We start from the raw sequence: 22,986 nt of genomic DNA on the forward strand, positions 1-22,986 counted from the left end.
TCCAGAGCGTACGGAGGTGCGGACGCCACGGACCCTGACCCGGCCCCACGGGCCGTACCGGCAGTGCAGCACTCGGGCCGCCAGCAGGCTGGTTCCCCGTACCCGGAGCCACCGACGGTGCCGACGGTGCCGACGGTGCAGCACTCGGGCCGCCAGCGGGCTGGCTCCCCGTGCCCGGGGCCTGCGCGCCTCCGCCGGCCCACAGCTCGTCGACACGCGCGCGCTCGGTGGCGTTCGGGTAGCGGTTGGTGCAGGACGGGCCGGGGCCGCCGCCCGACATCAGCTCACTGCACGGCCCGCTGTAGTTGTCCGGCAGGCCCAACACGTGCCCGGTCTCGTGGGTGACGACGCGGATCGAGTCGTTCTGCTGGGCCTGGGTGTAGTCGAGGAAGATCTGGCCGCTTCCGTGGCCGTCGGTGGAGGCGTGGGACCCGCGAGGGTCGTTGCCCTCGTAGTAGGAGAAGTCGGCCCCGCTCGAAGCCTCCTCGAGCTTGACGTTGGACTCGGAGCTGTTCCAGGTCGCGGCCGCGCTCGCTATCTGCGAACGGAAGCTCGGCGCCTTGGAGGCGTCGTAGTGGAGGGTCACCGCCTGCCCGCTGGGCTGGGCGGCGCGCTTCTCAGCGACCGACTTGAGCACAGCCTCGAAGAACGCCTTGTTGTTCGCGGCCTCCTCAGCCGACCCGTCGTACCCCGCCACGGAGGTATCGGCGGAGTCGGAGGGGGTGGCAACCGTCTGGGCGCTCGCCGGCACCGCCACGGCCAATGCGCTGGAGGCCAGACCCAGGCCGAGAGCGAGGGCGAGGAATCTCGGGGACGTTCGGGACGACTTCATGTGGGGGGCTCCTACTCACTCGGTGACGCCGAGCGCCACAGCGCGCGGTCGACTCGGTGAACACCGGTTCCGAACTGCAGCGACGTCCTGTGGGTCGACATTCTTAGAACGGCCCGACAGGGCACGCAATGGGTCCCACCACTACGTCGCTTCGTAGATCTCAGGACCTCGCCAAGGCCGTGCGCGGGCCTCCGGTCCCCACACAGCGACAGGAGGAAAAGATGTCGCGGCGTCAGAAGCCTTACAGCGCGGGGCAATGGGCGTGCCTGTCGGCCGGGCGGAATTCCGACACACGCCGCAGGATCCACATCCAGGCCAAGACGGACAAATACTCAGATGTACGCCATGCCGTATCTACTAAGTGCACCGGTTGATTGGCAGAGCGTTGTGACTGACGTCACGAAATAATGGGCTTCCGCTTCTTTTGCGCCCCACTGGCACCGAGTCGCCCTCCCCAGACGTCACTCTCGGCGCAGGGCAGAGCCCCTCTCCGCTGAGCCGCCACCGCTCAGTCCTGATCAGGATGGAAGCCGGGCCCGCCGTGCGGCACGGCGAGCGGCGCAGGAAGAGGTCGGTCGGTTCCTCGCCCGCCTCCAGCAGCGCGTCCGCCGCACTCAGCAAGCGTCCCAGGAACCCCACCGACAAGAATGGAACGGCGACCGCGAAGGACAGCTGACCGCAGGAGGCTTCCGCTCGGCGCCTGAGCACTGAGGCCCAGGCGTCGAGCTCCGCCCAGCTCTCCGGCGCTAGTCGATATTGATGTTGAAGTTGGAGACGCTGCCGTCAGCGGCGGTCAGAGTGACCGGACCGAACGTGATGATCACGGCGGAGTTGCCTCCCGGGCCCCGGTAATAGCCGGTCGCCTTGGTGACCCGAACAGCCAAGGCCACAAGCGTCGCAGCGGCCTTCTCATCGGCCTCGATCTTCGGCTGGGCGAGAGCGGGATGCCCGTTGTCGTCTGCCCAGTCCCGGAAGCTGCGGGCGTCACGGCTCATGTCGGGGAGGATGCTCTTGTTGGCCCAGGCCCACAGCCACGAGCCCGAGCCGGGGCTGAAACTGCCGAGGATCTGCGCGGGTGCTGCCGCCGTCTTGTCAGGGAAGGTCCAGGTGATGATGCCGGTCGTCTGATCCAGATCCCAGCGGTCCGCTGAACCCAGCCCCCAGGACATGTGGGCACGACCCAACTGTTCGATCATGTCTTCGCCCTGCAGCAGCAGGAGGCTCAAGTCGGCTCGCTCCCCGGCCTGATCAGCACTCTCCGCCTCATTGGCCCGCTTGAACATTCCCATGCCGCGGAGTCTGCCAGAGGCCACTGACCAGTCGACGATGACCCCTCACACCTGACACCTCGCCACCGACAGGGTGGGGAATTACGTGACCACACGGCCGGGGCATTACGTGATCGTCCACACGGCTCCGGCACCATCCCTTCGGTGAAGTCGTCCACGACTGACAGGACACAGACCCCGTCGTGGTTCTCCACCTTCGCGTACTGCTCCTTGTCCTCGCCGCCGTCATGCCCCCAGCAGTTGCCCGGCGTACTGGCACACGTCGAGGTGTCTTGCCGGTCGGCCGCGTGCTCGTGTTCCGCGGGCACCGGGCCGGGCTCCCGTTGGACGACGGGGGCGAGCGGCGAGGGGTGGGGGTAAAACGCTTCCGGACGGGCCGAGATCGTTGGCAGGTCGGCACCCGGCTCGGCAGCTTCGGGCTGCGTGGGGAGGGCGGAGCCGATGTGCTGTGGCAGGGCGGGGATCGCGTCGGACGCGGGCATGGGCGGACGGCCTTCCGGAGTCGGTGGACCCCGGTAGTGCCACACCCCGGTGATCCGCGGTTCCCCGTGCACCGCGCACGGGGCCGGTCGTCACCCGGGGCACCCGTAGCGGGCGGGATGCCGTCCAGCAAGCCGGGGCTTGACGCTGGAACTCGTGACCGGGCGTGAAATTAACACCCGTCACGGATCTTCACAAGGTGCTCCCGCCTCTGGATTCGAGCCCGAAACTGTGAAAGCCTCCCGCTTGGTCACGAAGCCGATCGCGCCCCTGGACGATCATCGGCTGGCAACCTCGCACACCGCGCAAGGTGCCTTCCAGGGAAGACCGGGCCCCCACTGTCCAGTTGGGGGTAAGCGCGGATCTCCCTGCACGACGCGTAAGGGGGTCCCCGATTCTCAGGAGACCCCATGGACAACACCCGCGCATCAGCCACGCCCCGGAACTGGGCGGGCTACCAGCAGGCAGTCGTGGACATCCGACTCGCCGACCGCACGGTGAGGGTCGTGCCGGGCCCGCAGGGTACAGCCGAAGGCCACTTCCCAGAACCGGCCGGGCGCACCATCCATGTGATCACCGCATGCAATCCCTATGGCCGTACGGCCTCTGCCGAGGACAACGGCCGTGCCCAGGCGCTGCTGTTCGAGGAGATCGGCCGGCGTCGGCTCGCCTGGTGGCCCGCGGCAGGAGGCACCGTGTGCGGTGCGCACGTCGAGGAGAGCGCCGCCCTCGTCGGCCTGAGCGACGCCGAGGCGCGTGAACTGGGCCGGCACTTCGGCCAGGACGCGGTCTTCGCCTGGACCCCTGACGCCTGGCGTCTGCTGTCGTGCTCCAGCGATGAGACAGCCGTGTCCGGGTGGACCATGTCCACGCAGCAGCCCAGGGACCCGGGGTCCTGCCTCACCTGACGGACTCAAGGCCGCGTCTTTCAGTACGCAAGGAGTCAGCACGCAAGGAGGAGGTCCCGATGGGCATGCATCCCATGCCGACCCCGGCCCGTTGCCCGCGCTGCGGCAGAACCCTCGTCGGCCCACCGGCCGAGCGGGTCAAGGCCGACGGCTTCCCGGCGGAGGTGACGTACGAGACGGACCCGCTGTGCGGAGCGCGCTGGCACGTGTGGGACAAGACGTCCCCGCTGCGCCGCCGGGCCCGCCCCTATGTGGATGGCACGGGACCACGCTGAACTCCGGGCTCGGCGGAAGTGAGTGACGTGACAGCCGAGTTCACGATGTCGCCGAGCCAGCAGCGGACCGGTGGGGTGGCGTGCCGGGAGCGGACGGGCCCGGGAGGATGAGAAGGCGTGTGGGCCTGGACGGCCGTGTCATGAGGCGCCCGTGGTCGGTTTCGTGCACCGGGTCGTCCCGGACTCGGCCGGTGTCAGGCGGATCTGGGAGGACTGGAGTTTGAGCGGTTCGTGGGTTGTTCGGTCCCAGAGGATCGCGGTGCCGGCCGTTACGCCGAAGGACAGGTACGGGTGTTTCGGTGACAGGTGTGGGCCCTCGCCGGAGAGGCGGGTGAGGGGTACGGCGGGTTCGACGCAGGTCCATTCCGGTTCGACGCCGAAGTAGGACGGGGGATCGTCGCCGCGTTCGGCGGCCTCGGTCGTCCTGTGCACCGCCGTGCTCGCCGAATCGAGTGCCTGCAAGGTGACCACGCCGAGCATCAGGAGGAAGAAGCAGGCGTTCAGGGCTACGTTCAGGCGTTCGCCGGGCGCCGCGTAGGAGTGGTGCCGGTGCCGTGCGATTCCCCACCACGCGGGAACGACGAGCAGCGGGCTGAGCAGTGTGAGCAGCTTCGCGGCGGCCAGTACCTGCCAGACCGCAGGCACCTCGAGGTCGTCCGGCGAGAGCGACAGGCCGTCCGCGTACAGGGCGTGGAGCACGGATCCGGCGGCCAGAAACGAGGACAGGGCGAGGGTCGCCACGAGCGGGACCGCCCAGGCGACCCACTCGCCCCAGCTCCACTGGCGTACGAGGAGCCACAGACCCGACATCACACCGAGCACGAGTGCCGTCATGAGTATCTGGCGTCGTGTCCAGCCGTGCCCTTCGCCGTCGACGAGACCGAGCCCGGAAGCGGTGAGGAACGCCATCAGCAGCAGGACCGTCACCACGCCGAACCGTCGGCCCTCCCGTGCGAGCCGCGCTCCCGCACGCACACCACCCGCCGCGCCGAGGCCGGCCACCGTCACCCAGAACCACCAGGCGAACCCGGACCGACCGGCCGCGAAGACCAGCGCCGCGGCCGTCAGCAAGGACCACGACACCGCGTGGAACAAACGGTGTTCGGTCTCCTCCTCCGGCCAGTACCTCACCGTGCCGCGCCAGCGACCGTCGAGGGGCCGCACTCCCGCTCCGGCGATCTGAGGGGTGTGTGTCCGGGCCAGTCGAAGGGCCTGCCGCGGGTGTCCCGATACGACGCCGCCCGCGTCGTACCATCCGCAGCGCAGGGCCAGGCGCGAGACAGTACGACGCCAGGAGTGCGGTGGACGGGCGCGATGCCGCGCGCTGTCGACGACCCGCCAGTGCGAGAACATCTCGCGATCGCGCCGGACGGGCTCCGCGAAGCGCACGTACGCTTCGAGTCGGGCGCCGCGCATGGCCTTGCGCACCCTGTGCGCCGCCCCTCGGTCGCATGCCTTGGCGGCACCGAACAAGCGGACCTCTATCTCGTACACGCGGGCTTCGGGGTCAGGATCCAGCGCCGGCCCTCGGGGCGGTTCCCCGCCTGTCTCTGTGGAGAAGCCGCGCACCGGCCAGCCGTGCTCCTCGAAACACCGCTGCGCCTCCTCCCAGTCGTCGGGGCCTCCACGGACCTCGACGAGAGCCCGGACCCGTTGGTCGTAACGCGCGTGCGGCATGCGGGGCTTGCTCCTCCTGTGCGGCTCGGTTCGCCACGTCGGCTTGCGGGCGGCTCGGGTTTCGTCCGGCGGGAGCGTACCGGCCGCCCGGGGCTCGGAGGTCATCGGACTCTCGATGCGAGATCCCTTTTGTCATGGGACTGAACATTTGGCAGGTGAATCGACCGGCTGAAGCGCGAACCAACCCTGGGGTCCGGTGAGTTGTGCACGCGTGGACTGCGTACGGGAAACGAGGGCGGTGTCGCGGGCCGGGCACGCTGCGACGCGGCCCTCGTGTCGGGCGTACCACCGGCTCTCCCCCACAGATCCGTCAAGTCGCAGACAGAAAGCAGCCGCTCTCATGCGTCACTCCTCGGAGATTCCCTACTTCCACCCCCACGCCGTCACCGTCGCCGAGGTCAGGCCGGGGGATCTGCTCGCTCTGTCGGAGGAGGACGTCGCCGGGGACCGGTGGTTCGTGGTGATACACGTCGTGCCCGCCGATACACCCGGGATGCCCGGGGCACTTGAGACGCCCGGGACGCCCGGGACGGTCCGGGTGACGTTGCGGCCGCCGCTCGGTGGGGCCGATCGCGATGAGGTGCTGGGGCGGGTCCGGCAGGTCACGGTCGCCTGTCGGCGGATGGATGTGGGCCGGATTCCGGTCGTCACGTCGGTCGATCTCGCGGGCGTCGAGTTCCGCGACGGGGACCGGGTCACCACGCTGCGCGTCGTCGATCCCCATGCCGTCGAGGAGACGTACGTACGGCGGTGGGGTGTGTGGCATCGCGACCTGGAGAGTCTGCGCGAAGAGCCGCTCTCCGACGGGGCGTTGCGGGAGCTGGCCGGGGAGATCGCCGGGCGCGACCATCTCGTACGGCATCATCCGCGGCCGCGCCGGTCGGCGGGAGGCATGGCGCCGCGTCGGGTCGTCGTCACCGGGCTCGGTGCCGTCACCCCGCTCGGGGTCGGTGTGGGTGAGCTCTGGCGGGGGCTCCTCGAAGGGGAGTGCGGCATACGGGAGTTGGACGGGGAGGAGTTCGAGGGGCTGCCCGTGCGGGTGGCCGGGACCGTGCCCGTGGACCCCGCCACGCTGCTGCCCCGGCCGCAGGCGCGGCGGATGAACCGGGCCGCCCAGTTCGCCGTGCTCGCCGCGCGGGAGGCCTGGCGGGACGCCGGGTTCGACGGGGCCGGGACGGCGGAGAGCGGGCTCGACCCCGCGCGGGTCGGCGTGTCCGTCGGGGCCATCCTCGGGGACGCGTCCGTCCTCGTCGGAGGCGACCGCAAGCTGCGCGCCAAGGGGCCGCGCTCGGTGTCGCCCCTCACCACCCCCATGACGGTGCCCTCGCAGGCCGCCTCGCAGGTCTCTCTCGCGTTGCGCATCACCGGCGAGGCCCGCACCGTGACCAGCGCGTGCGCCTCCGGCACCGAGGCGATCGGGCTGGCCATCGACCGGATCCGGTACGGACATGTGGACATCGCGCTGGCCGGGGGCGCCGAGGCCGTCGTCACGCCCGCGATCATGGCGTCGTTCGCCGCGATGCGGGCGCTGTCGCACCACGGTCTGACGGAGGGCTCGCCCTCCCGGCCCTTCGCCAAGGACCGCGACGGGTTCGTCAACGGGGAGGGTGCCGGGTTTTTGCTGCTGGAGACGGAGGAGCACGCGCGGGCGCGCGGGGCGCGGATCTACTGCGAGGCCGCCGGCTGGGGGCTGTCCGCCGACGCCCACCACATGGCCGCGCCCGACCCGTCCGGCAGCGGCGTCGCGCTCGCGCTGCGGCGCGCGCTGAAGGACGCCGGGGGTCATGTCGTGGACGTCGTGCACGTCAACGCGCATGCCACGGCCACCGTCGAGGGCGATCTCGCCGAGGCGAACGCGTTGCGGGCGGTGCTCGGCGGGCCGGTGCCGGTCACGGCCCTGAAGGGGCACCTCGGTCATCTCCAGGGCGCCGCGGGCGGGGTGGAGGCCGTCGCGACGGCCCTCACGCTGCACCACGGTCTCATCCCGCCCACGATCGGCTGCGCGATCCAGGACGACGAGATCGGCCTGGACGTCGTGACCCACAGCGCGCGCCCGCTGCCGGCCGGCGGAGACCTGGCCCTCAGCAACTCGTTCGGCTTCGGCGGCCACAACGCGGTGCTGGCGCTGCGGCGAGTGGGGTAGGCGGGTGTGGGCGGGTGGGCCCCGGCTCACGCCGAGCGGGTGGGCCCCTGGCTCACACCGAGCTCGTGGGCCCCCGGCTCACACCGAGCGCGTGGGCCCCCGGCTCACACCGAGCTCGTGGGCCCCCGGCTCACGCAGAGCGTTTCCGTGGCGTCGCCTTCTTGGCCGGGGTCTTCTTCGCCGTGGTCTTCTTCGCGCTCGTCGCCTTGGCGGTGGTCTTCTTCGCCGTCGTCTTCTTCGGAGCCGCCTTCTTCGCCGTCGCCTTCTTCGCCGTGGACGTCGACTTCTTGCCCCCGACCTCCTTGGGCGCGGCGCGGGCCGTCTTGCGGCGCAGCCGCGTCACCTCCGCCTGCGCCTCCTTCCCCGTGTCCTTCCCCGTCGCCTTCCCCTTCTTCGCGCCCGTGCGGTCGCGCGTCTCCGAGCCCGTCTCCGAGCCCGTCCCCTCGCCTCGCGACTCCTTCGCCGCGCGGACGCTCTTCTCCAGGGCGGCCATCAGGTCCAGCACCTTGCCGCCCGGCTCATCGGCAGGCGCGGACGGGACCTTCTCGCCGGAGGCCTTCGCCTCGATGAGTGCCTCGACCGCCTCGCGGTAGCCGTCGTGGAGCTCGTTCAGGTCGACCTCGCCGAGCGTGTCCATCAGCGCGTCCGCGAGGTCCAGTTCCTTGTCCCGGACGGTGACGCTCGCGTCGGGGGCGACGCTCTCGGGGGGCCGGATCTCGTCCGGCCACAGCAGCCCGTGCATCGCGATGACGTCCTCGACGACCCGCAGCATGCCGAGCCGCTCCCTCCCCCGCAGCGCGAACTTCGCGACGGCGACCTTCTGGCTGCGCTTGAGGGCCTCGCGCAGCAGCGTGTACGGCTTGGCGGCGGGGACGCCGTTCGCCGACAGGTAGTACGGCGTGTCCATCTGGAGCGGGTCGATCCGGTCCGCCGGGACGAAGGCCACGATCTCGATGGTGCGGGCGGTCGGGATGGGCAGCTGGGCCAGATCCTCGTCGGTGATCGGAATGATCGTGCCGTCCGCGTCCTCGTACCCCTTGCCGATCTCGTCCTGCGTGACCTCACGGTCCTCCAGCTCGCAGAACTTGCGGTAGCGGATCCGGCCGCCGTCCTCCAGATGGATCTGGCGGAACGAGATGGAGTGGCTCTCCGTGGCGTTCACCAGCTTGATCGGGATACTGACCAGGCCGAACGAGATGGCGCCGTTCCATATGGATCGCACGTGCAGCACCTTTCCGATCGGTATCAGCCGATTTCGTGGGATTCTCATCGTATGACGCCGATCACGGAGGTGGCGGGGCGACGGCTGGCCCTCTCCAACCTGGAGAAGGTCATCTATCCGGCGACCGGCTTCACCAAGGGCGAGGTGCTGCACTACTACGCCACCACCGCCGACGCCCTCCTGGCGCACCTGCACGACCGTCCGATCTCCTTCCTGCGCTACCCCGACGGCCCGGACGGTCAGGTCTTCTTCGCCAAGAACGTGCCGCCGGGTACGCCCGACTGGGTCGTCACCGCCGAGGTGCCCCGTTCGGAGGGGCCCGCCCGCATGGTCCTGGTCCAGGACCTGGCGAGCCTGATGTGGGCGGCGAACCTGGTGACCGAGTTCCACACCCACCAGTGGCGGATCGGCACGCCCGGCCAGGCGGACCGGCTCGTCTTCGACCTCGACCCGGGCCCGCCCGCGACGATCGTCGAGTGCTGTGAGGTCGCGCTGTGGCTGCGGGAGCGGCTGGCGGCGGACGGGATCGAGTCGTACGCGAAGACGTCCGGGTCGAAGGGGCTGCATCTGCTGGCGGCGCTGGAGCCGACGCCGTCCGGGCGGGCGACGGAGTACGCCAAGGAGCTGGCCGTGGCGGCGGAGAAGGACATGCCCCGTCTCGTCCTGCACCGCATGACGCGGAGCCTGCGCCCCGGCAAGGTGTTCGTCGACTGGAGTCAGAACGCGGCGCGGAAGACCACGGCGGCCCCGTACACCCTCAGGGCCCGTGCCGAGCCCACCGTCTCCACTCCCGTGACCTGGGAGGAGGTCGCCGACTGCACTGCCGCACGCCCGCTCGCCTTCCAGGCCCCCGACATCGCCCCCCGCCTCCAGGAGCACGGCGACCTGCTGGCCCCCCTGCTCGACCCCGGCCACGCCGCGCCCCTGCCGTGACGCCGCGCGAGGGCGGCCGTCAGCCGGGGCGGCAATCAGCAGCGTCTGAGCGCCTCAGCGGCGCCTGCTCGCCGGCGCGTCTCACACCTGCAACCACGTATGCCGGTCCCGGGCCATCGCGTGCAGCGCCTCGGCATCCGCCGGCTTGAGCACCCCGCCCAGCCGCGCCAGCCCGGACAGGTCCGCCTCCCGCAGGACCCGCACCGCCCGCAGCGGAGCCGTGACATCAAGGGCGGTCGGCCCCACCACCGCCAGCACCGGACGGACCTCGGCCGTCAGCGCGTACGAGGCGCGGTCGGCGTCGGCCCGCACCCACCGCAGCACCGGCCGCGGCTCCCGTCGCCCCACCCCGACCATCGGGTCGGCGACGAGCACCCGCTGCTTGCGGGCGTACAGCGCGTGGACCGAGAACAGGCCGCCCGGCCCGATCACCAGATGGTGGATGCGATCGCCTCCGGGCAGCGGCACCGAGTGCAGGGTGTGCCACCCCGCCCCCTCGAGCCGGTCCAGCGCCTCGCCGACCGCCTGCTCGGCGGCCAGCGCCCGCCGCCGCGGATCCGGCCGCAGCCGGTGCGCAGGACCCGGGTCGCGGTCCAGGTCGATCACCAGCGCCTCACCGGGCCGGTTGGGCGCCAGGTCGTCGTCCGGATGGAGGGTGAGGCGGGCCAGCTCCGCGGGCGTCGGCACCGGTGGCGGACCCACGGTGACCGGCCCGGTCAGGAAGGGCCCGAGCGCGTCGAGCACGTCCTCCCGCCAGTCCTCGCCGAGCACGTTGACCCGGGCCGCCTCACGGTCGTACCAGGCGACGTTCCTCCCGTCCGCCAGGCAGACGTACAGCCGCTCCTGACCATGTCGCCAGGTCGGTACGACGCGGAGTCCGCTCATGCACCATCACCCCATGACCATGGGACCAGGCGGGTGCTCCAGGAGCAAGAAGGCGGCTACCTTTGGGAGCAGTTGGGGGAGTGAGTGGGAGGCGCCGTTGCGGACCCGCAGGAAGCGACCCGATATGCCGGCCCCGGACAGCCCGTGGAGCGAGATCGTGCCCGGTCTGTGGATGGGCGGGCACGAGTTCCAGGGCCCCGCCGGGCAACTGGAGTTCGCCGTCGTACGCGATGAGTTCGACCTGGTCCTGACGCTGCTGCGGCTGCCGGGCCACGGCCCCGACGAGGGCGTCGAGCACCATGTGTGGCCGATCCCGGACGGCCCGCTGGACGGGACGCAGCTCGCGGGCGTCATCCGGCTCGCGCAGACCGCGGCCGAGGCGCTGGAGCAGGGCCGCCGGGTGCTGGTCCGCTGCTACCACGGCTACAACCGCTCGGGGCTGGTCGTGGCGCACGCCCTGATCCGGTCCGGCCGCTCCGCCGAGGAGGCGATACGGCTCGTCCGCACCCGCCGCTCGCACTGGGCACTGCACAACGACCTGTTCGTCGCGTACCTGCGGGCGGGGCTGCCCACGGCCCGCCTGCTGGAGGAACTGACGGAGTGAGGCCCCGCCGGTGGACGTCGGTGGACGTCGGTGGACGTCGGTGTTCGCCGGTGGGCAATGAGCCCCCACTGGTGAACAAAAAGGACTTCCCTATGAATATGGTGTACGAAACCATTCAGCACGCCGACCTCCGCAGGTAAGCCCCCGCCGGGGCGGGGGCGGCCCGGACGCAGGAGTGCAGTGCCGCCCCTCCGCCACACAGGCGCCACCCGCAGCCCCTCACGCGCCGGCCTCAGCCCGTCACGCGCCGGCCTCAGCCCCTCACTCACCGGCCTCAGCCCCTCCCCCACCGGCCGCGCCCGCCGCGCCCTCCGCCGCGCCGGGCGCGCGGCCCTCGGCACCCTCACCGCGGCCCTGCTGCTGACGGCCGCGACCGGCTGCGGCGACTCCGGCGGGCTGCGCGGCGCGGGCGCGACCCCCACGGCCGTCGGCCCGACGAAGCTCTGGCCCCAGCTGCCGGCCGCCACCACCGCGGCCCTCGACTACGGCGAGGCGGACACGGAGACGGTCAAGGGGGTCACGGCCCCCGGCGACGACATCCACGAGGTGGACCCGGTCGACGTGATGCGCGCCGACATCGCCGCGCACCCGGCCCAGTACACCGGCCCGAAGGCGCCGTACCACGAGATCGTGCGGCAGATCGGGAACTGCGGAAAGAAGGGCGCGCGGGGCCGCGCCTGCCCGATCCTCCAGGCGTACTACCGAGATCTCACCGGCGACGGGAAGGACGACATGGTGCTCGGCATCCGCTTTCCCGGCAACCAGCTCGCCGTGCGCGCCTACACCTTCGAGCACCACAAGCTGGTGCAGGTCATGAGCACCACGGACGCCGTGGTCAGCGTGGAGGTGGCGGGCCGGGAGGTGATCATCCGCTCGCCGTCGATACTGCCGGGGTACGAGTTCCGTACGGTCTGGCAGTGGGACGCGCACCAGCACGCGATGCTGGCGGCCCGCGACGAGATCCTGCGCGTGGGCACCGCGCCGCCCGCCTCCCGGGGCACGCCGTCGCCGTCGCCCCCTGCGACACCGGAGCCGGCCCGGTCGCCGACCCCGTCGGAGAGCACCCGATGAGCCCGGCCGGACGGCGCGTGGGCCTCTTGGGACGTCTCCCCCGCTGGACCGCCGCCCTCGCCTGGAAGGCCGCCGTCTTCATCACGGTGATGTGCTGCGGCCTCGCCGCCCTGCTCGGCGTACTCGTCCATGTCTCGGTCACCGACCAGACCGTCGGCGAGGCCCGCGGCCGCGCGCTCGACCGGCTGACGCAGGCGGCGTCGGCGTACCAGGCAGGGGACCGGCTGCCGCCGGGCGCGGACATCGATCCGCCGGGTCTGCCCGCGCGGCTGAAGGAACTGGCCACCGACGGACGGCGCGGCACGATGGTCGGCCGGAACGACCCGGAGCCCACGATGTGGGCGGCGGGCCCCGCCGACGGCGGGCGCACGCTCGCCGTGCGGGTCGACTACGCGCAGGGCGCCCACACCATCGACGCGCTCGACCGGGCGATCGTGTGGTCGTCGGCGCTGGCGATCGGCGCGACGCTGCTGGTGGGCGCGTTCGCGGTGACCCGGGTGACCCGGCGGCTGCACGGCACCGCCCAGGTGGCGCGGCGGATCAGCGCCGGCGACCTGGACGCGCGCGTGAACGACCCGCGGACGAAGGATCCGACGCGCCCCCAGGACGAGGTGGCCGCGGTGGCCGGCGCCCTCGACACGATGGCGTCGACCTTGCAGAGCAAGCTGCTGAGCGAGCAGCGGTTCACCGCGGACGTGGCGCACGAGCTGCGCACCCCGCTGACCGGACTGCACGCGGCCGCCGAACTGCTGCCGCCGGGCCGCCCGACCGAGCTGGTGCGCGACCGGGTCGCCGCACTGCGCACGCTCACCGAGGACCTGCTGGAGATCTCCCGGCTCGACGCCCGCAGGGAGCGGCTCGAGCTGGACTCGGAGCCGCTCGCGCCGCTGGCCGAGCGCGTGGTGCGGGCGTCGGGGACGCGGACGGAGGTCCGGGTCGTGCGCGACGCGCGCGTGGAGACCGACCGGCGCCGGCTCGAGCGGGTGCTCGGCAATCTGGTGGCGAACGCGCACCGGCACGGGCGGGGTCCGGTGGTGCTGACGGTCGACGGACCCGTGGTCACGGTGCGGGACCACGGGGACGGCTATCCGGCGTACCTGGTGGCGCACGGGCCGCAGCGGTTCCGTACGGAGGGCGGCGCGAAGGGGCACGGGCTCGGGCTGACGATCGCGCTCGGCCAGGCGGAAGTGCTGGGCGCGCCGCTGGAGTTCGCCAACGCGCCCGACGGCGGGGCGCTGGCGACACTGACACTCCCCCACATGCACCGCAATGGACCGATTGTCGCGACATAACGGGACATCAGGTCGCCCGCTTGCTACGTTCCGGACATGATCCAGCCCGGATGGCCCGGAACGAAGGCGGTGGCGGACCCGCTCGCTCCCGACCTACGCCTGCCCCGGCGCCGTGGCATCGAGTTCAGCCTCCTCGTCGTCGCCGTCCTGCTGTCCGTGTACGGCTACTGCGCCGTCGGTCTCGCGAAGCGGGGCACCGTCCCGCCCGGCGCCGCCGGTTACGGCGCCGGGCTCGGTGTGCTCGCCCTCCTCGCCCACCTCGCCGTACGCTTCCGGGCCCCGTACGCCGATCCCCTGCTGCTGCCCATCGCCGTGCTCCTCAACGGCCTGGGCCTGGTGCTGATCTACCGTCTCGACCTGGAGACCCCGGCCGACCACGCGGCGCCGGCCCAGCTCAACTGGTCGACGCTCGGGGTCGCGCTCTTCATCGCGGTCGTGGTCCTGCTCAGGGACCATCGCGTCCTCCAGCGCTACGCGTATGTCAGCGTCGTCGGCGCGCTCGCGCTCCTCACCCTGCCGATCTTCTTCCCGGCCGTGAACGGGGCCCGCATCTGGCTCCGGATCGCCGGATTCTCCATCCAGCCGGGCGAGTTCGCGAAGGTGCTGCTCGCGGTCTTCTTCGCCGGGTATCTGGCGGCCAACCGCCATGCGCTGACGTACGCGGGCCGGCGCGTCTGGAAGCTCCAGTTCCCCACCGGGCGGGTGCTCGGCCCCATCGTCGCCATCTGGCTGCTGAGCCTCGGCGTGCTGGTCCTGGAGCGGGACCTCGGCACCTCGCTGCTGTTCTTCGGCCTGTTCGTGATGCTGCTGTACGTCGCCACGGGCCGCACCGGCTGGATCGCGGTGGGGCTGCTGCTCGCGGTCGGCGGCGCCCTCGCCGTCGGCCGGCTCGAACCGCATGTGCACAGCAGGGTCCAGGACTGGCTGCACCCCTTCGCGTCGATCGACGCGGGCCAGGGCCCCAACCAGCTCGCCCAGTCCCTCTTCGCGTTCGCCTCCGGCGGGATGCTCGGCACCGGACTCGGACTCGGCCACTCGATCCTCATCGGCTTCGCCGCCAAGTCGGACTTCATCCTGGCGACGGCGGGCGAGGAGCTGGGCCTGGCCGGCCTGTCCGCGATCTTCCTGCTGTACGCGCTGCTGGTGGAGCGCGGCTACCGGGCCGGCCTCGCCCTGCGCGACCCGTTCGGACGGCTCCTCGCCATCGGCCTCGCCTCGATCGTGGCGCTCCAGGCCTTCGTGATCGCGGGCGGGGTGACCGGGCTGATCCCGCTCACCGGCATGGCGATGCCGTTCCTGGCCCAGGGCGGCTCGTCCGTCGTCACCAACTGGATCATCGTGGCGCTGCTGATCCGGATCAGCGACTCGGCGCGCAGCCAGTACGACGGCACGGCGGCGCCGTGAGCCGCGGGAAGGCCGGGCGATGACCCGCTACATCCGCCGGGCGGCGGCCCTGTGCGCACTGCTCCTGGTCGCCCTGCTGGTCAACGCGGCCCGGGTGCAGATCGTCCAGTCGTCCACGTACGACGACAACCCCGCCAACCGCCGTCCGACGATCGCCCGTTACGGCCAGCCGCGCGGCGACATCGTCGTCGGCGGACAGCCGGTCACCGGCTCCAAGGACACCGGCGAGCAGCTCCGCTACGAACGGACGTACCACGACGGCCCCCTGTACGCGCCGGTCACCGGCTTCGCCTCGCAGGTGTACGGGACGACGGGCCTGGAGAACGCCGCGGACGGCATCCTCGCGGGCACCGACCCGATGCTGTCGCTGCTGCCCTTGTGGAACGGCGTCTCGCGCGACCGGAACCCGGGCGGCAAGGTCGTCACGACCCTCGCGGCGGGCGCACAGCGCGCGGCGTACGAGGGGCTGGCCGGCCGGCGGGGCGCGGTGGCGGCGATCGAGCCGTCCAGCGGGCGGATCCTGGCGCTGGTCTCGGCCCCGTCGTACGACCCGGGCGAACTGTCCGGGACGAACTCGGCCGTCACGAGCGCGTGGGACCGGCTGAACGGCGACCCGGCCAGGCCGATGCTCAACCGGGCGATCCGGCAGACGTATCCGCCCGGTTCGACGTTCAAGGTGGTGACGGCCGCAGCGGCGCTGGACGCGGGCGTGATCAGGGATCTGGACGCGCCGACGAGGTCCCCGGACCCGTATCCGCTGCCCGAAACGAGGATCTCGCTGACGAACGAGGCGGAGGACTGCGAGGACGCGTCCCTGCGTTATGCCTTCGAGTGGTCGTGCAACACGGTGTTCGCGAAGCTGGGCGTGGACGTGGGCCTGAAGGACATGACGGCCACGGCCGCGCACTTCGGCTTCAACGACAAGGGGTTGCGGATCCCGTTCCCGGTCGCTCCCAGCAACTTCGACACGAAGCTGGACGCGCCGCAGCTGGCGCTGTCGTCGATCGGCCAGTTCGACACGCGGGCGACCCCGCTCCAGATGGCGATGATCGCGGCGGCGGTGGCGGGCGGGGGGTCGGTGAAGTCGCCGTACCTGGTGGAACGGACCACGACAAGCGCCGGCGGCACGGTCTCGGCGACGTCGCCCCGCACCCTGCACCAGGCGATGAACCCGTCGACCGCCGCGCGGCTGCGGGAGATGATGACGGACGTGGTGCGAAAGGGGACCGGCAAGAACGCGGCGATCCGCGGTGCCACCGTGGGCGGCAAGACGGGCACCGCCCAGCACGGCATCGGCAACTCCGGTACGCCGTACGCCTGGTTCATCTCCTGGGCGCAGGCGGACAACGCGTTGGAACCCGCGGTGGCGGTCGCGGTCGTGGTGGAGGACGCGTCGGCGCGCCGCGGGGACATCAGCGGGGGCGGGGACGCGGCGCCGATCGCGAAGGCGGTGATGGAGGCGGTGCTCAGGTCGTGAGACGGGGCGGGAGTACGCCCCCTGGACCGGGCTGCCGCCCGGTCCATGACGGAAGCAGCCGGGTGTCGGGGCGCGTCAGGACTCCGTGCCCGCCTCGATCGCCTCCGTCACCTCCGCGACCCGCTCCTTCTCCTCCGCGGCGAAGCGTTCGGCGTCCAGTCGTTCCGCGATCTCCTCGTCCTGGGCCATCAGGAGGTCCAGGTTGGAGTTGCCCATCTCGAAGACGCCCATGTCGACGTACGCCTGCTGGAGGCGTTTGCCCCACAGGCCGATGTCCTTGACGCACGGGACGATGCGGCTGAACAGCAACTGGCGGAAGAGGTGCAGGAATTCGGACTGCTCGCTGTACCGCTCCGCCTCCGCCCGCGGAATGCCGAAGTTCTCCAGCACCTCGATGCCGCGCAGCCGGTCGCGCATCAAATAGCAGCCCTCGATGACGAACTCCTCGCGTTCGCGCAGTTCGGCGTCGCTGAGCTGGCTGTAGTAGTCGCGCAGGGCCATGCGGCCGAAGGCCACGTGCCGGGCCTCGTCCTGCATGATGTACGCGAGGATCTGCTTCGGCAGCGGCTTGTCCGTGGTGTCGCGGATCATCCCGAACGCCGCGAGCGCCAGGCCCTCGATCAACACCTGCATCCCGAGGTAGGGCATGTCCCAGCGCGCGTCACGCAGGGTGTCCCCGAGGAGCGCCTGAAGGTTGTCGTTGACCGGGTACAGCATGCCGATCTTCTCGTGCAGGAAGCGGCCGTAGATCTCCGCGTGCCGTGCCTCGTCCATCGTCTGGGTCGCCGAGTAGAACTTCGCGTCCAGGTCGGGGACGGACTCCACGATGCGCGCCGCGCACACCATCGCACCCTGTTCGCCGTGCAGGAACTGGCTGAACTGCCAGGACGCGTAGTGCTTGCGCAGCTCGCCCTTGTCGCGGTCGGTCAGCTTCGCCCAGTACGGCGTCCCGTAGAGGGTCATCGCCTCGTCGGGCGTGCCGAGCGGATCGTGCGGGTCCACCTCCAGGCCCCAGTCGATGCGCCGCTGACCGTCCCACTGCTTGTCCTTGCCCTTCTGGTAGAGGGCGAGGAGCCGGTCGCGTCCGTCGTCGTACTCCCAGCTGAAGCGTGCCGCGCCCGAGGCCGGCACCTGCCAGTGGGAGTCTCCCGGGTCCTTGGCGTACAGCTCATGCGTCGGCATACATCCCAAGCTCACACGCGGTAGACGAGTCGTCAACAAGTCGCGCACAGGGGATTGACGACCTTGCTGACAAGCAGTCTCATAAGGGGGTGCCCGGAGGTAACCCGTGAGCCCCGGTACCGGTGACCCGTACGACGAGGTGGGACGGCGATGACGACTGTGACGGAGGGCGTGGCCGATGGGTTGCGCGACGCGCTCGGCCTGCTCAAGGACCGCGAGCAGGTGGCCGAGCGGCTGCTCGACTCTTCCGCCAAGCACTCCTTCGACCCGGACAAGGAGCTGGACTGGGAGGCGCCGTTCGAGGAGGGCAAGTGGTTCTGGCCGCCGGAGCTGGTGTCGCTGTACGACACCCCGCTGTGGAAGCGGATGGGCGAGGAGCAGCGGATGGCCCTCGCGCAGCACGAGGCCGCGGCGCTCGCCTCGCTCGGCATCTGGTTCGAGATCATCCTGATGCAGCTGCTGGTGCGGCACATCTACGACAAGGCGGCGACGAGCGCGCATGTGCGCTACGCGCTGACCGAGATCGAGGACGAGTGCCGCCACTCGAAGATGTTCGCGCGCCTGATCAGCCGGGGCGGTACGCCGTACTACCCGGTGAGCCGGCTGCACCAGAACCTCGGCCGGCTCTTCAAGACGATCTCGACGACCCCCGGGTCCTTCACGGCGACGCTGCTCGGCGAGGAGGTGCTCGACTGGATGCAGCGGCTGACGTTCCCCGACGAGCGGGTCCAGCCGCTGATCCGCGGGGTCACGCGCATCCACGTCGTGGAGGAGGCCCGGCACGTGCGCTACGCCCGCGAGGAGCTGCGCCGCCAGATGGTCACCGCCCCGCGCTGGTCGCAGGAGTTCACCCGGGTCACGTCGGGCGAGTTCGCGCGCGTCTTCTCGCTGGCCTTCATCAACCCCGACGTCTACACCAACGTGGGCCTGGACAAGCAGGAGGCGCTGGCCCAGGTACGGGCGAGCGGACACCGCCGGGAGGTCATGCAGACGGGCTCGAAACGGCTGACGGACTTCCTGGACGACATCGGGGTGCTGCGGGGCGTGGGGCGGCGGCTGTGGCAGTCGTCGGGGTTGCTGGCCTGAGCACGTTCCGGCACAGGCCTGCCTGGCGGTGCGGGTCCGCCTGGCGGCGCGGCGGCCGGTGGGGTGCGGGCCCGCCTGGCGGCGCGGCGCCCGGTGAGGCCCGTACTTCCGCCACGGCCCGCCTCGGGGCGCAGCCCCCGGCCGGACCCGCACCAATTCCGGATGCCTGAGCCCGGCGCCTCCCGGCACGAGCCTGCCCGGCGGCACAGCCCCCGATGAGACCCGCGCTTCCGGCACGGGCGGGGCCCGCCTCGGGGTGCGGTCCCCCGGGCGGGCCCGCACCGGCGCCGGGTGTCTGGGCCCGCGACGGCACGGTTACGCTGCGGTACATGACGTCGCAGGCCCCACCCCCCGCATACCGCCGGCTCAGCGTCGAGGAACGGCGCAGTCAGCTTCTGGAGGCCGCGCTGGCGCTCTTCGCGCACCGTGCGCCCGAGGAGGTCTCGCTGGACGACGTCGCGGAGGCCGCCGGGGTGTCACGGCCGCTCGTCTACCGGTACTTCCCCGGCGGCAAGCAGCAGCTGTACGAGGCCGCCCTGCGGTCCGCCGCCGAGGAGCTGGAGCAGTGCTTCGCGGAGCCGCCGCAGGGGCCCCTGTCCCGACGGCTCGGCCGGGCACTCGACCGCTATCTCGCCTTCGTCGACCAGCACGACACCGGTTTCAGCGCCCTGCTCCAGGGCGGAAGCGTCGTCGAGACCTCCCGGACCACCGCGATCGTGGACGGGGTGCGGCGGGCCGCCGCCGAGCACATCCTCGACCACCTGGAGGTGCGGGAGCCCGGCCCGCGGCTGCGGATGACCGTCCGGATGTGGATCACCGCCGTCGAGGCGGCCTCGCTCATCTGGCTCGACGAGGAGAAGAACCCGCCGCTGGACGAGTTGCGGGACTGGCTCGTCGAGCAGTTCGTGGCCTGTCTGGCGGCCACCGCGGGACGGGACGCCCAGACCGCCGACGTCCTGCGCGCGGCGCTGGCGACGGAGCCGGCCGACGGGGCCGCGGGCGAACTGGTCCGGCGGGTGCTGCCCGTGCTCGGCGACGCCACCCACCTGCTGTGACACTGGTGCGGTGAAGAGCGAAGACACCCCCTTCGTCGGCGGCCCCCTGGACGGGCGCGTCCTGCCGATCCTGCTCGGTCCGACCGGCCACCCCCCGAAGACCTACCGGGTCCCCGTCCCGGACGCGGCGGGCGGCCCGCCCACCGTGCTCGTCTACCGGCGCGAGCAAGCGGCGCAGAGCAAGCGGCTCGGCCTCCACAAGGGCTGGAAGTACGTGTACGACCCCGAAGGGGACAGCGGGGGCGGCCGCATCAGATGGCCCTGGTCCAAGCCGGCCCCCACGCCCGCCACGCAGCCGGACGGCACACCGGACTCCGCGCCCGACAGGAAGCCAGACGCCACGCCGGACGGCAAGCCGGACGCCGCCGACGGGTGACTTCCTTGGGCCGAACCGCCCACACACCGCGCGCGGACCGTCCCCACCCGTCTGATGCTCACCGTGCGGGACGGAGGGGCCGTCCCGCAGCGGAGGTGATGAAGTGTCAGGAAGGTTGCTGCGACTGGTATGTACGGCGGCGATGACGGCCGGCGCACTGCTGTCCCCCGGGCAAGCGACGGCGGCCCCGCCCCCGGACCCCGACTCTACGGCGACCGCTCCGGACACCACGGAGACCGCTCCGGACACCACGGCGACGGCACCGGACACCACGGAGACGGCTCCCGACCCCACCGCGACCGCTCCCGGTTCCGCGGGCCCCGACGTCTCCGACGCCACCTCCATGGGACGCCTCCTGACGGATCTTCAGCGGCTGTACCGGCAGGCCGAGCAGGCCACCGAGAGCCACAACGCCACCACGGAGAAGCTGAGGCGGCAGCAGGCCGAGGTCGCGCGCCTGGACAGGCAGCTCACCCAGGCCCGCCTCTCCCTCCAGGACAGCCACGGCGCCGTGGGCCGGCTCGCCCGGCAGCAGTACCAGGGCAGCACCGGCATCTCCCCCTACGTACGCCTGCTGCTGGCCCGCGATCCGCAGCACGCCCTCGAAGAGGGCCATGTGATCGGGCAGTTGGCGCAGGCGCGGGCCAAGACGGTGGAGCGGCTGACCGGGAACGAGCAGCGCAGCGACCGGCTGGCCCGCGAGGCCCGGGCGGCGCTCGACCGGCAGCTCACCCTCGCCGAGCGTCAGAAGAAGGAACGGGACGACGTCCAGGGACGGCTCGACCAGGTCGAGGCACGGCTCGCCACGCTCAGCACGGACCAGCGCGCCGAGCTGGTCGAGTTCGAGAAGAACGGGGAGGCCCAGGCGCAGCGGAAGTTCGTGGCGTCGGGCTCGCTGAGCAGCGCTCGCATCCCCTCGCGGCAGGGCGACAAGGCCCTGCGCTATGCCGTGCAGCAGCTCGGAAAGCCGTACGAATGGGGCGCCGAGGGGCCGAAGTCGTACGACTGCTCGGGCCTGACCTCGCAGGCCTGGGCGCACGCGGGCCGCGCCATCCCCCGCACCAGCCAGGGACAGTGGGCCGCGCTGCCGCACGTCCCGCTGAAGAAACTGCGCCCCGGAGACCTGGTGATCTACTTCCCCGAGGCCACGCATGTGGCCCTGTACCTCGGGAACGGGATGGTGGTCCAGGCGCCCAGACCGGGAAGCCAGGTCAAGGTGTCCCCCATCGCGGCGAACCCGGTACTGGGCGCGGTCCGCCCGGACCCGCGGGCCAAGCCCCTGAGGCACTACGCCCCGCTGGCGCTCCCCGGAACCACCGCGAAGGAGCCCGCCCTTCCCGAGGTCCCCGCGAAGGGCAGGGGCGGCCCGAAGGGACACGGGGCCGTACCCCATGTGGTTCCGCCGCCCGGGCACACCGTGGCTCCGCCGCGCGGGCACGCCGTGGCTCCGCCGCGCGGGCACGCCGTGGTTCCGCCGCGCGGGCACGCCCGGCCGCAGCCGGCCCGCGCCCGCGTCTGAGCCGTCAGCTCCCGGCCACCGAGGCCAGGTACGCCTCCGTCTTCTCCGGCTCGTAGAAGAAGTTCTCGAAGTCCGCCGGATTGTCGAAGCCGTTGGCGAAACGATTGGCCACCGGCTGGAGGGCGCCCGCGGCACCGATCAGGTTCAGGACGTGCTCCGGCGGGACGCCGAGCATCGCGTTCGTCCACTTCGTCACGTGCTGAGCCGTGTCCCAGTAGCGGTCGAACGTCGCCCGCATCCAGGTCTCGTCGAACTCCTTCTCACCGTGCTCCACGATGGACGCGAGGTACGCGGCCGCGCACTTGGACGCCGAGTTGGAGCCCTGGCCCGTGATCGGGTCGTTCGCCACGACCACGTCCGCCACGCCCAGGACCAGGCCACCGCCGGGCAGCCGGCCGACCGGGTTGCGGACGGTGGGGGCGTACCGCCCGGCCAGCGTGCCGTTCCCGTCGGTCAGTTCGACCTTGGTGGCCCGCGCGTACTCCCACGGCGTGAAGCGTTCCATGAGTTCCAGGGTCAGGGAGAGGTGCTCGCCCGGGTCGTTGACGCCCTTGAAGACGTCGAGCGGGCCACCGGGGATGCCCTCCCAGAACAGGATGTCCGCGCGGCCGGAGGTGGTGAGGGTCGGCATCACGAAGAGTTCGCCGACGCCGGGGACGAGGTTGCAGCGGACCGCGTCGTAGTCGGGGTGCTCGGGGCGCGGGCCCAGGCCGTGGACGTAGGCGACCGCGAGGGCGCGCTGCGGCTCGCTGTACGGCGAGCGCGAGGCGTCGCGGCCGAACATCGACACCAGCTCGCCCTTGCCCGCCGACACCAGCACGAGGTCGTAGGCACGGGAGAAGTAGTCGAGGTCGGAGACGGCCGCGCCGTGGATGACCAGTTGGCCGCCGCGCTGCGCGAACGTCTCCATCCAGCCGGCCATCTTGACCCGCTGGTCCACCGACTGCGCGTACCCGTCGAGCTTGCCGACCCAGTCGATGGCGCGCTGCGAGGGGCCGGGGTCGAAGGAGCCGGGGGCCGCGACCGAGACGCCGAGTCCTTCGATCTTCGGGGCCTGGGACTCCCAGAAGTTCAGCTGGAGATCACGCTCGTGCCCGAGCGCCGTGTCGAACATGCACTGGGTCGACATGACCCGGCCCGACCGGATCTCGTCCGCCGTCCGGTTGGACATCAGGGTGACCTCGTACCCGTGCGACTGGAGGCCGAGGGCGAGCTGGAGTCCGGACTGGCCGGCTCCGACGACGAGTATCTTCCGCATGCGGGTGCTGCCTCCTAC

The 22,986-nt window shown here is 71.7% G+C and carries 19 protein-coding genes, 1 pseudogene and 2 riboswitches; of the genes and pseudogenes, 13 read left to right on the forward strand and 7 right to left on the reverse strand.

Features of this window, described 5'->3' with window-relative positions; translation table 11 throughout:
- Positions 1 to 178 precede the first annotated feature (178 nt).
- Positions 179 to 832 (reverse strand): annotated as a pseudogene (snpA, locus tag GTY58_RS15450) (snapalysin); the annotation flags it as partial.
- 746 nt (positions 833 to 1,578) lie between these two features.
- Complete coding sequence (locus tag GTY58_RS15455; RefSeq protein ID WP_037648952.1) at positions 1,579 to 2,121, reverse strand: DUF6882 domain-containing protein; 543 nt, start codon at positions 2,119 to 2,121, stop codon at positions 1,579 to 1,581.
- A 533-nt stretch (positions 2,122 to 2,654) separates the two neighbouring features.
- Positions 2,655 to 2,763, reverse strand: a riboswitch (SAM riboswitch).
- A gap of 86 nt (positions 2,764 to 2,849) precedes the next feature.
- Positions 2,850 to 2,966: riboswitch (SAM riboswitch) on the forward strand.
- Positions 2,967 to 3,011: 45 nt separating this feature from the next.
- On the opposite strand from GTY58_RS15455, the gene GTY58_RS15465 reads away from it, so the two are divergent.
- Positions 3,012 to 3,509 (forward strand): DUF3293 domain-containing protein, encoded by a 498-nt coding sequence (locus GTY58_RS15465; protein ID WP_010984373.1) that lies wholly within the window; start codon positions 3,012 to 3,014, stop codon positions 3,507 to 3,509.
- A 59-nt stretch (positions 3,510 to 3,568) separates the two neighbouring features.
- On the forward strand, positions 3,569 to 3,784 hold the full coding sequence (locus GTY58_RS15470; protein ID WP_010984374.1) for a hypothetical protein: 216 nt from the start codon (positions 3,569 to 3,571) through the stop codon (positions 3,782 to 3,784).
- Between the two features lie 138 nt (positions 3,785 to 3,922).
- On the opposite strand, the gene GTY58_RS15475 is transcribed toward GTY58_RS15470, so the two are convergent.
- On the reverse strand, positions 3,923 to 5,461 hold the full coding sequence (locus tag GTY58_RS15475) for a hypothetical protein (protein WP_037648955.1): 1,539 nt from the start codon (positions 5,459 to 5,461) through the stop codon (positions 3,923 to 3,925).
- A 340-nt stretch (positions 5,462 to 5,801) separates the two neighbouring features.
- Between GTY58_RS15475 and GTY58_RS15480 the strand changes: the two genes are divergently transcribed.
- On the forward strand, positions 5,802 to 7,604 hold the full coding sequence (locus tag GTY58_RS15480; RefSeq protein ID WP_037648958.1) for a beta-ketoacyl-[acyl-carrier-protein] synthase family protein: 1,803 nt from the start codon (positions 5,802 to 5,804) through the stop codon (positions 7,602 to 7,604).
- A gap of 130 nt (positions 7,605 to 7,734) precedes the next feature.
- On the opposite strand, the gene GTY58_RS15485 is transcribed toward GTY58_RS15480, so the two are convergent.
- On the reverse strand, positions 7,735 to 8,835 hold the full coding sequence (locus GTY58_RS15485) for a Ku protein (RefSeq protein WP_010984377.1): 1,101 nt from the start codon (positions 8,833 to 8,835) through the stop codon (positions 7,735 to 7,737).
- 42 nt (positions 8,836 to 8,877) lie between these two features.
- On the opposite strand from GTY58_RS15485, the gene ligD reads away from it, so the two are divergent.
- Positions 8,878 to 9,759 (forward strand): non-homologous end-joining DNA ligase, encoded by an 882-nt coding sequence (ligD, locus tag GTY58_RS15490; protein ID WP_010984378.1) that lies wholly within the window; start codon positions 8,878 to 8,880, stop codon positions 9,757 to 9,759.
- Between the two features lie 81 nt (positions 9,760 to 9,840).
- Here the strand turns inward: ligD and GTY58_RS15495 are convergent, their stop codons facing one another.
- Complete coding sequence (locus GTY58_RS15495; protein ID WP_010984379.1) at positions 9,841 to 10,644, reverse strand: nuclease-related domain-containing protein; 804 nt, start codon at positions 10,642 to 10,644, stop codon at positions 9,841 to 9,843.
- Between the two features lie 97 nt (positions 10,645 to 10,741).
- Here GTY58_RS15495 and GTY58_RS15500 point away from each other — a divergent pair, with 97 nt between their 5' ends.
- From GTY58_RS15500 to GTY58_RS15520, 5 genes are all read left to right on the forward strand, one after another.
- Positions 10,742 to 11,248, forward strand: coding sequence for a dual specificity protein phosphatase family protein (locus tag GTY58_RS15500; protein ID WP_078234444.1), 507 nt, complete (start codon positions 10,742 to 10,744; stop codon positions 11,246 to 11,248).
- A 180-nt stretch (positions 11,249 to 11,428) separates the two neighbouring features.
- Entirely contained in the window at positions 11,429 to 12,319 is an 891-nt protein-coding gene (locus tag GTY58_RS15505) for a hypothetical protein (RefSeq protein ID WP_010984381.1), read from the forward strand.
- Entirely contained in the window at positions 12,316 to 13,611 is a 1,296-nt protein-coding gene (locus GTY58_RS15510) for an ATP-binding protein (protein ID WP_010984382.1), read from the forward strand. Before GTY58_RS15505 ends, GTY58_RS15510 begins: the two co-directional genes overlap by 4 nt.
- Positions 13,612 to 13,647: 36 nt before the next feature.
- Complete coding sequence (locus GTY58_RS15515) at positions 13,648 to 15,015, forward strand: FtsW/RodA/SpoVE family cell cycle protein (protein ID WP_010984383.1); 1,368 nt, start codon at positions 13,648 to 13,650, stop codon at positions 15,013 to 15,015.
- Positions 15,016 to 15,034: 19 nt separating this feature from the next.
- A complete protein-coding gene (locus tag GTY58_RS15520; protein ID WP_010984384.1) occupies positions 15,035 to 16,492 on the forward strand; it encodes a penicillin-binding transpeptidase domain-containing protein in 1,458 nt (485 codons plus the stop codon).
- A 75-nt stretch (positions 16,493 to 16,567) separates the two neighbouring features.
- On the opposite strand, the gene GTY58_RS15525 is transcribed toward GTY58_RS15520, so the two are convergent.
- A complete protein-coding gene (locus GTY58_RS15525) occupies positions 16,568 to 17,674 on the reverse strand; it encodes a ferritin-like domain-containing protein (protein ID WP_010984385.1) in 1,107 nt (368 codons plus the stop codon).
- Between the two features lie 150 nt (positions 17,675 to 17,824).
- Here GTY58_RS15525 and GTY58_RS15530 point away from each other — a divergent pair, with 150 nt between their 5' ends.
- The 4 genes from GTY58_RS15530 (at position 17,825) to GTY58_RS15545 (ending at position 21,710) form a co-directional block, all read left to right on the forward strand.
- Entirely contained in the window at positions 17,825 to 18,760 is a 936-nt protein-coding gene (locus GTY58_RS15530; protein WP_010984386.1) for a diiron oxygenase, read from the forward strand.
- A gap of 329 nt (positions 18,761 to 19,089) precedes the next feature.
- Positions 19,090 to 19,815, forward strand: a complete 726-nt coding sequence (locus tag GTY58_RS15535) for a TetR/AcrR family transcriptional regulator (protein ID WP_010984387.1) — start codon at positions 19,090 to 19,092, stop codon at positions 19,813 to 19,815.
- Between the two features lie 10 nt (positions 19,816 to 19,825).
- Positions 19,826 to 20,191, forward strand: coding sequence for a hypothetical protein (locus GTY58_RS15540; RefSeq protein ID WP_010984388.1), 366 nt, complete (start codon positions 19,826 to 19,828; stop codon positions 20,189 to 20,191).
- A 142-nt stretch (positions 20,192 to 20,333) separates the two neighbouring features.
- The gene (locus GTY58_RS15545) at positions 20,334 to 21,710 is read left to right on the forward strand and encodes a C40 family peptidase (protein WP_078936673.1); all 1,377 of its coding nucleotides are present in this window, start codon (positions 20,334 to 20,336) and stop codon (positions 21,708 to 21,710) included.
- A gap of 4 nt (positions 21,711 to 21,714) precedes the next feature.
- On the opposite strand, the gene GTY58_RS15550 is transcribed toward GTY58_RS15545, so the two are convergent.
- A complete protein-coding gene (locus GTY58_RS15550) occupies positions 21,715 to 22,968 on the reverse strand; it encodes a styrene monooxygenase/indole monooxygenase family protein (RefSeq protein ID WP_010984390.1) in 1,254 nt (417 codons plus the stop codon).
- Positions 22,969 to 22,986 lie beyond the last annotated feature (18 nt).

Source organism: Streptomyces sp. SID5469 (assembly GCF_009862865.1).
Taxonomy (GTDB): domain Bacteria; phylum Actinomycetota; class Actinomycetes; order Streptomycetales; family Streptomycetaceae; genus Streptomyces; species Streptomyces avermitilis.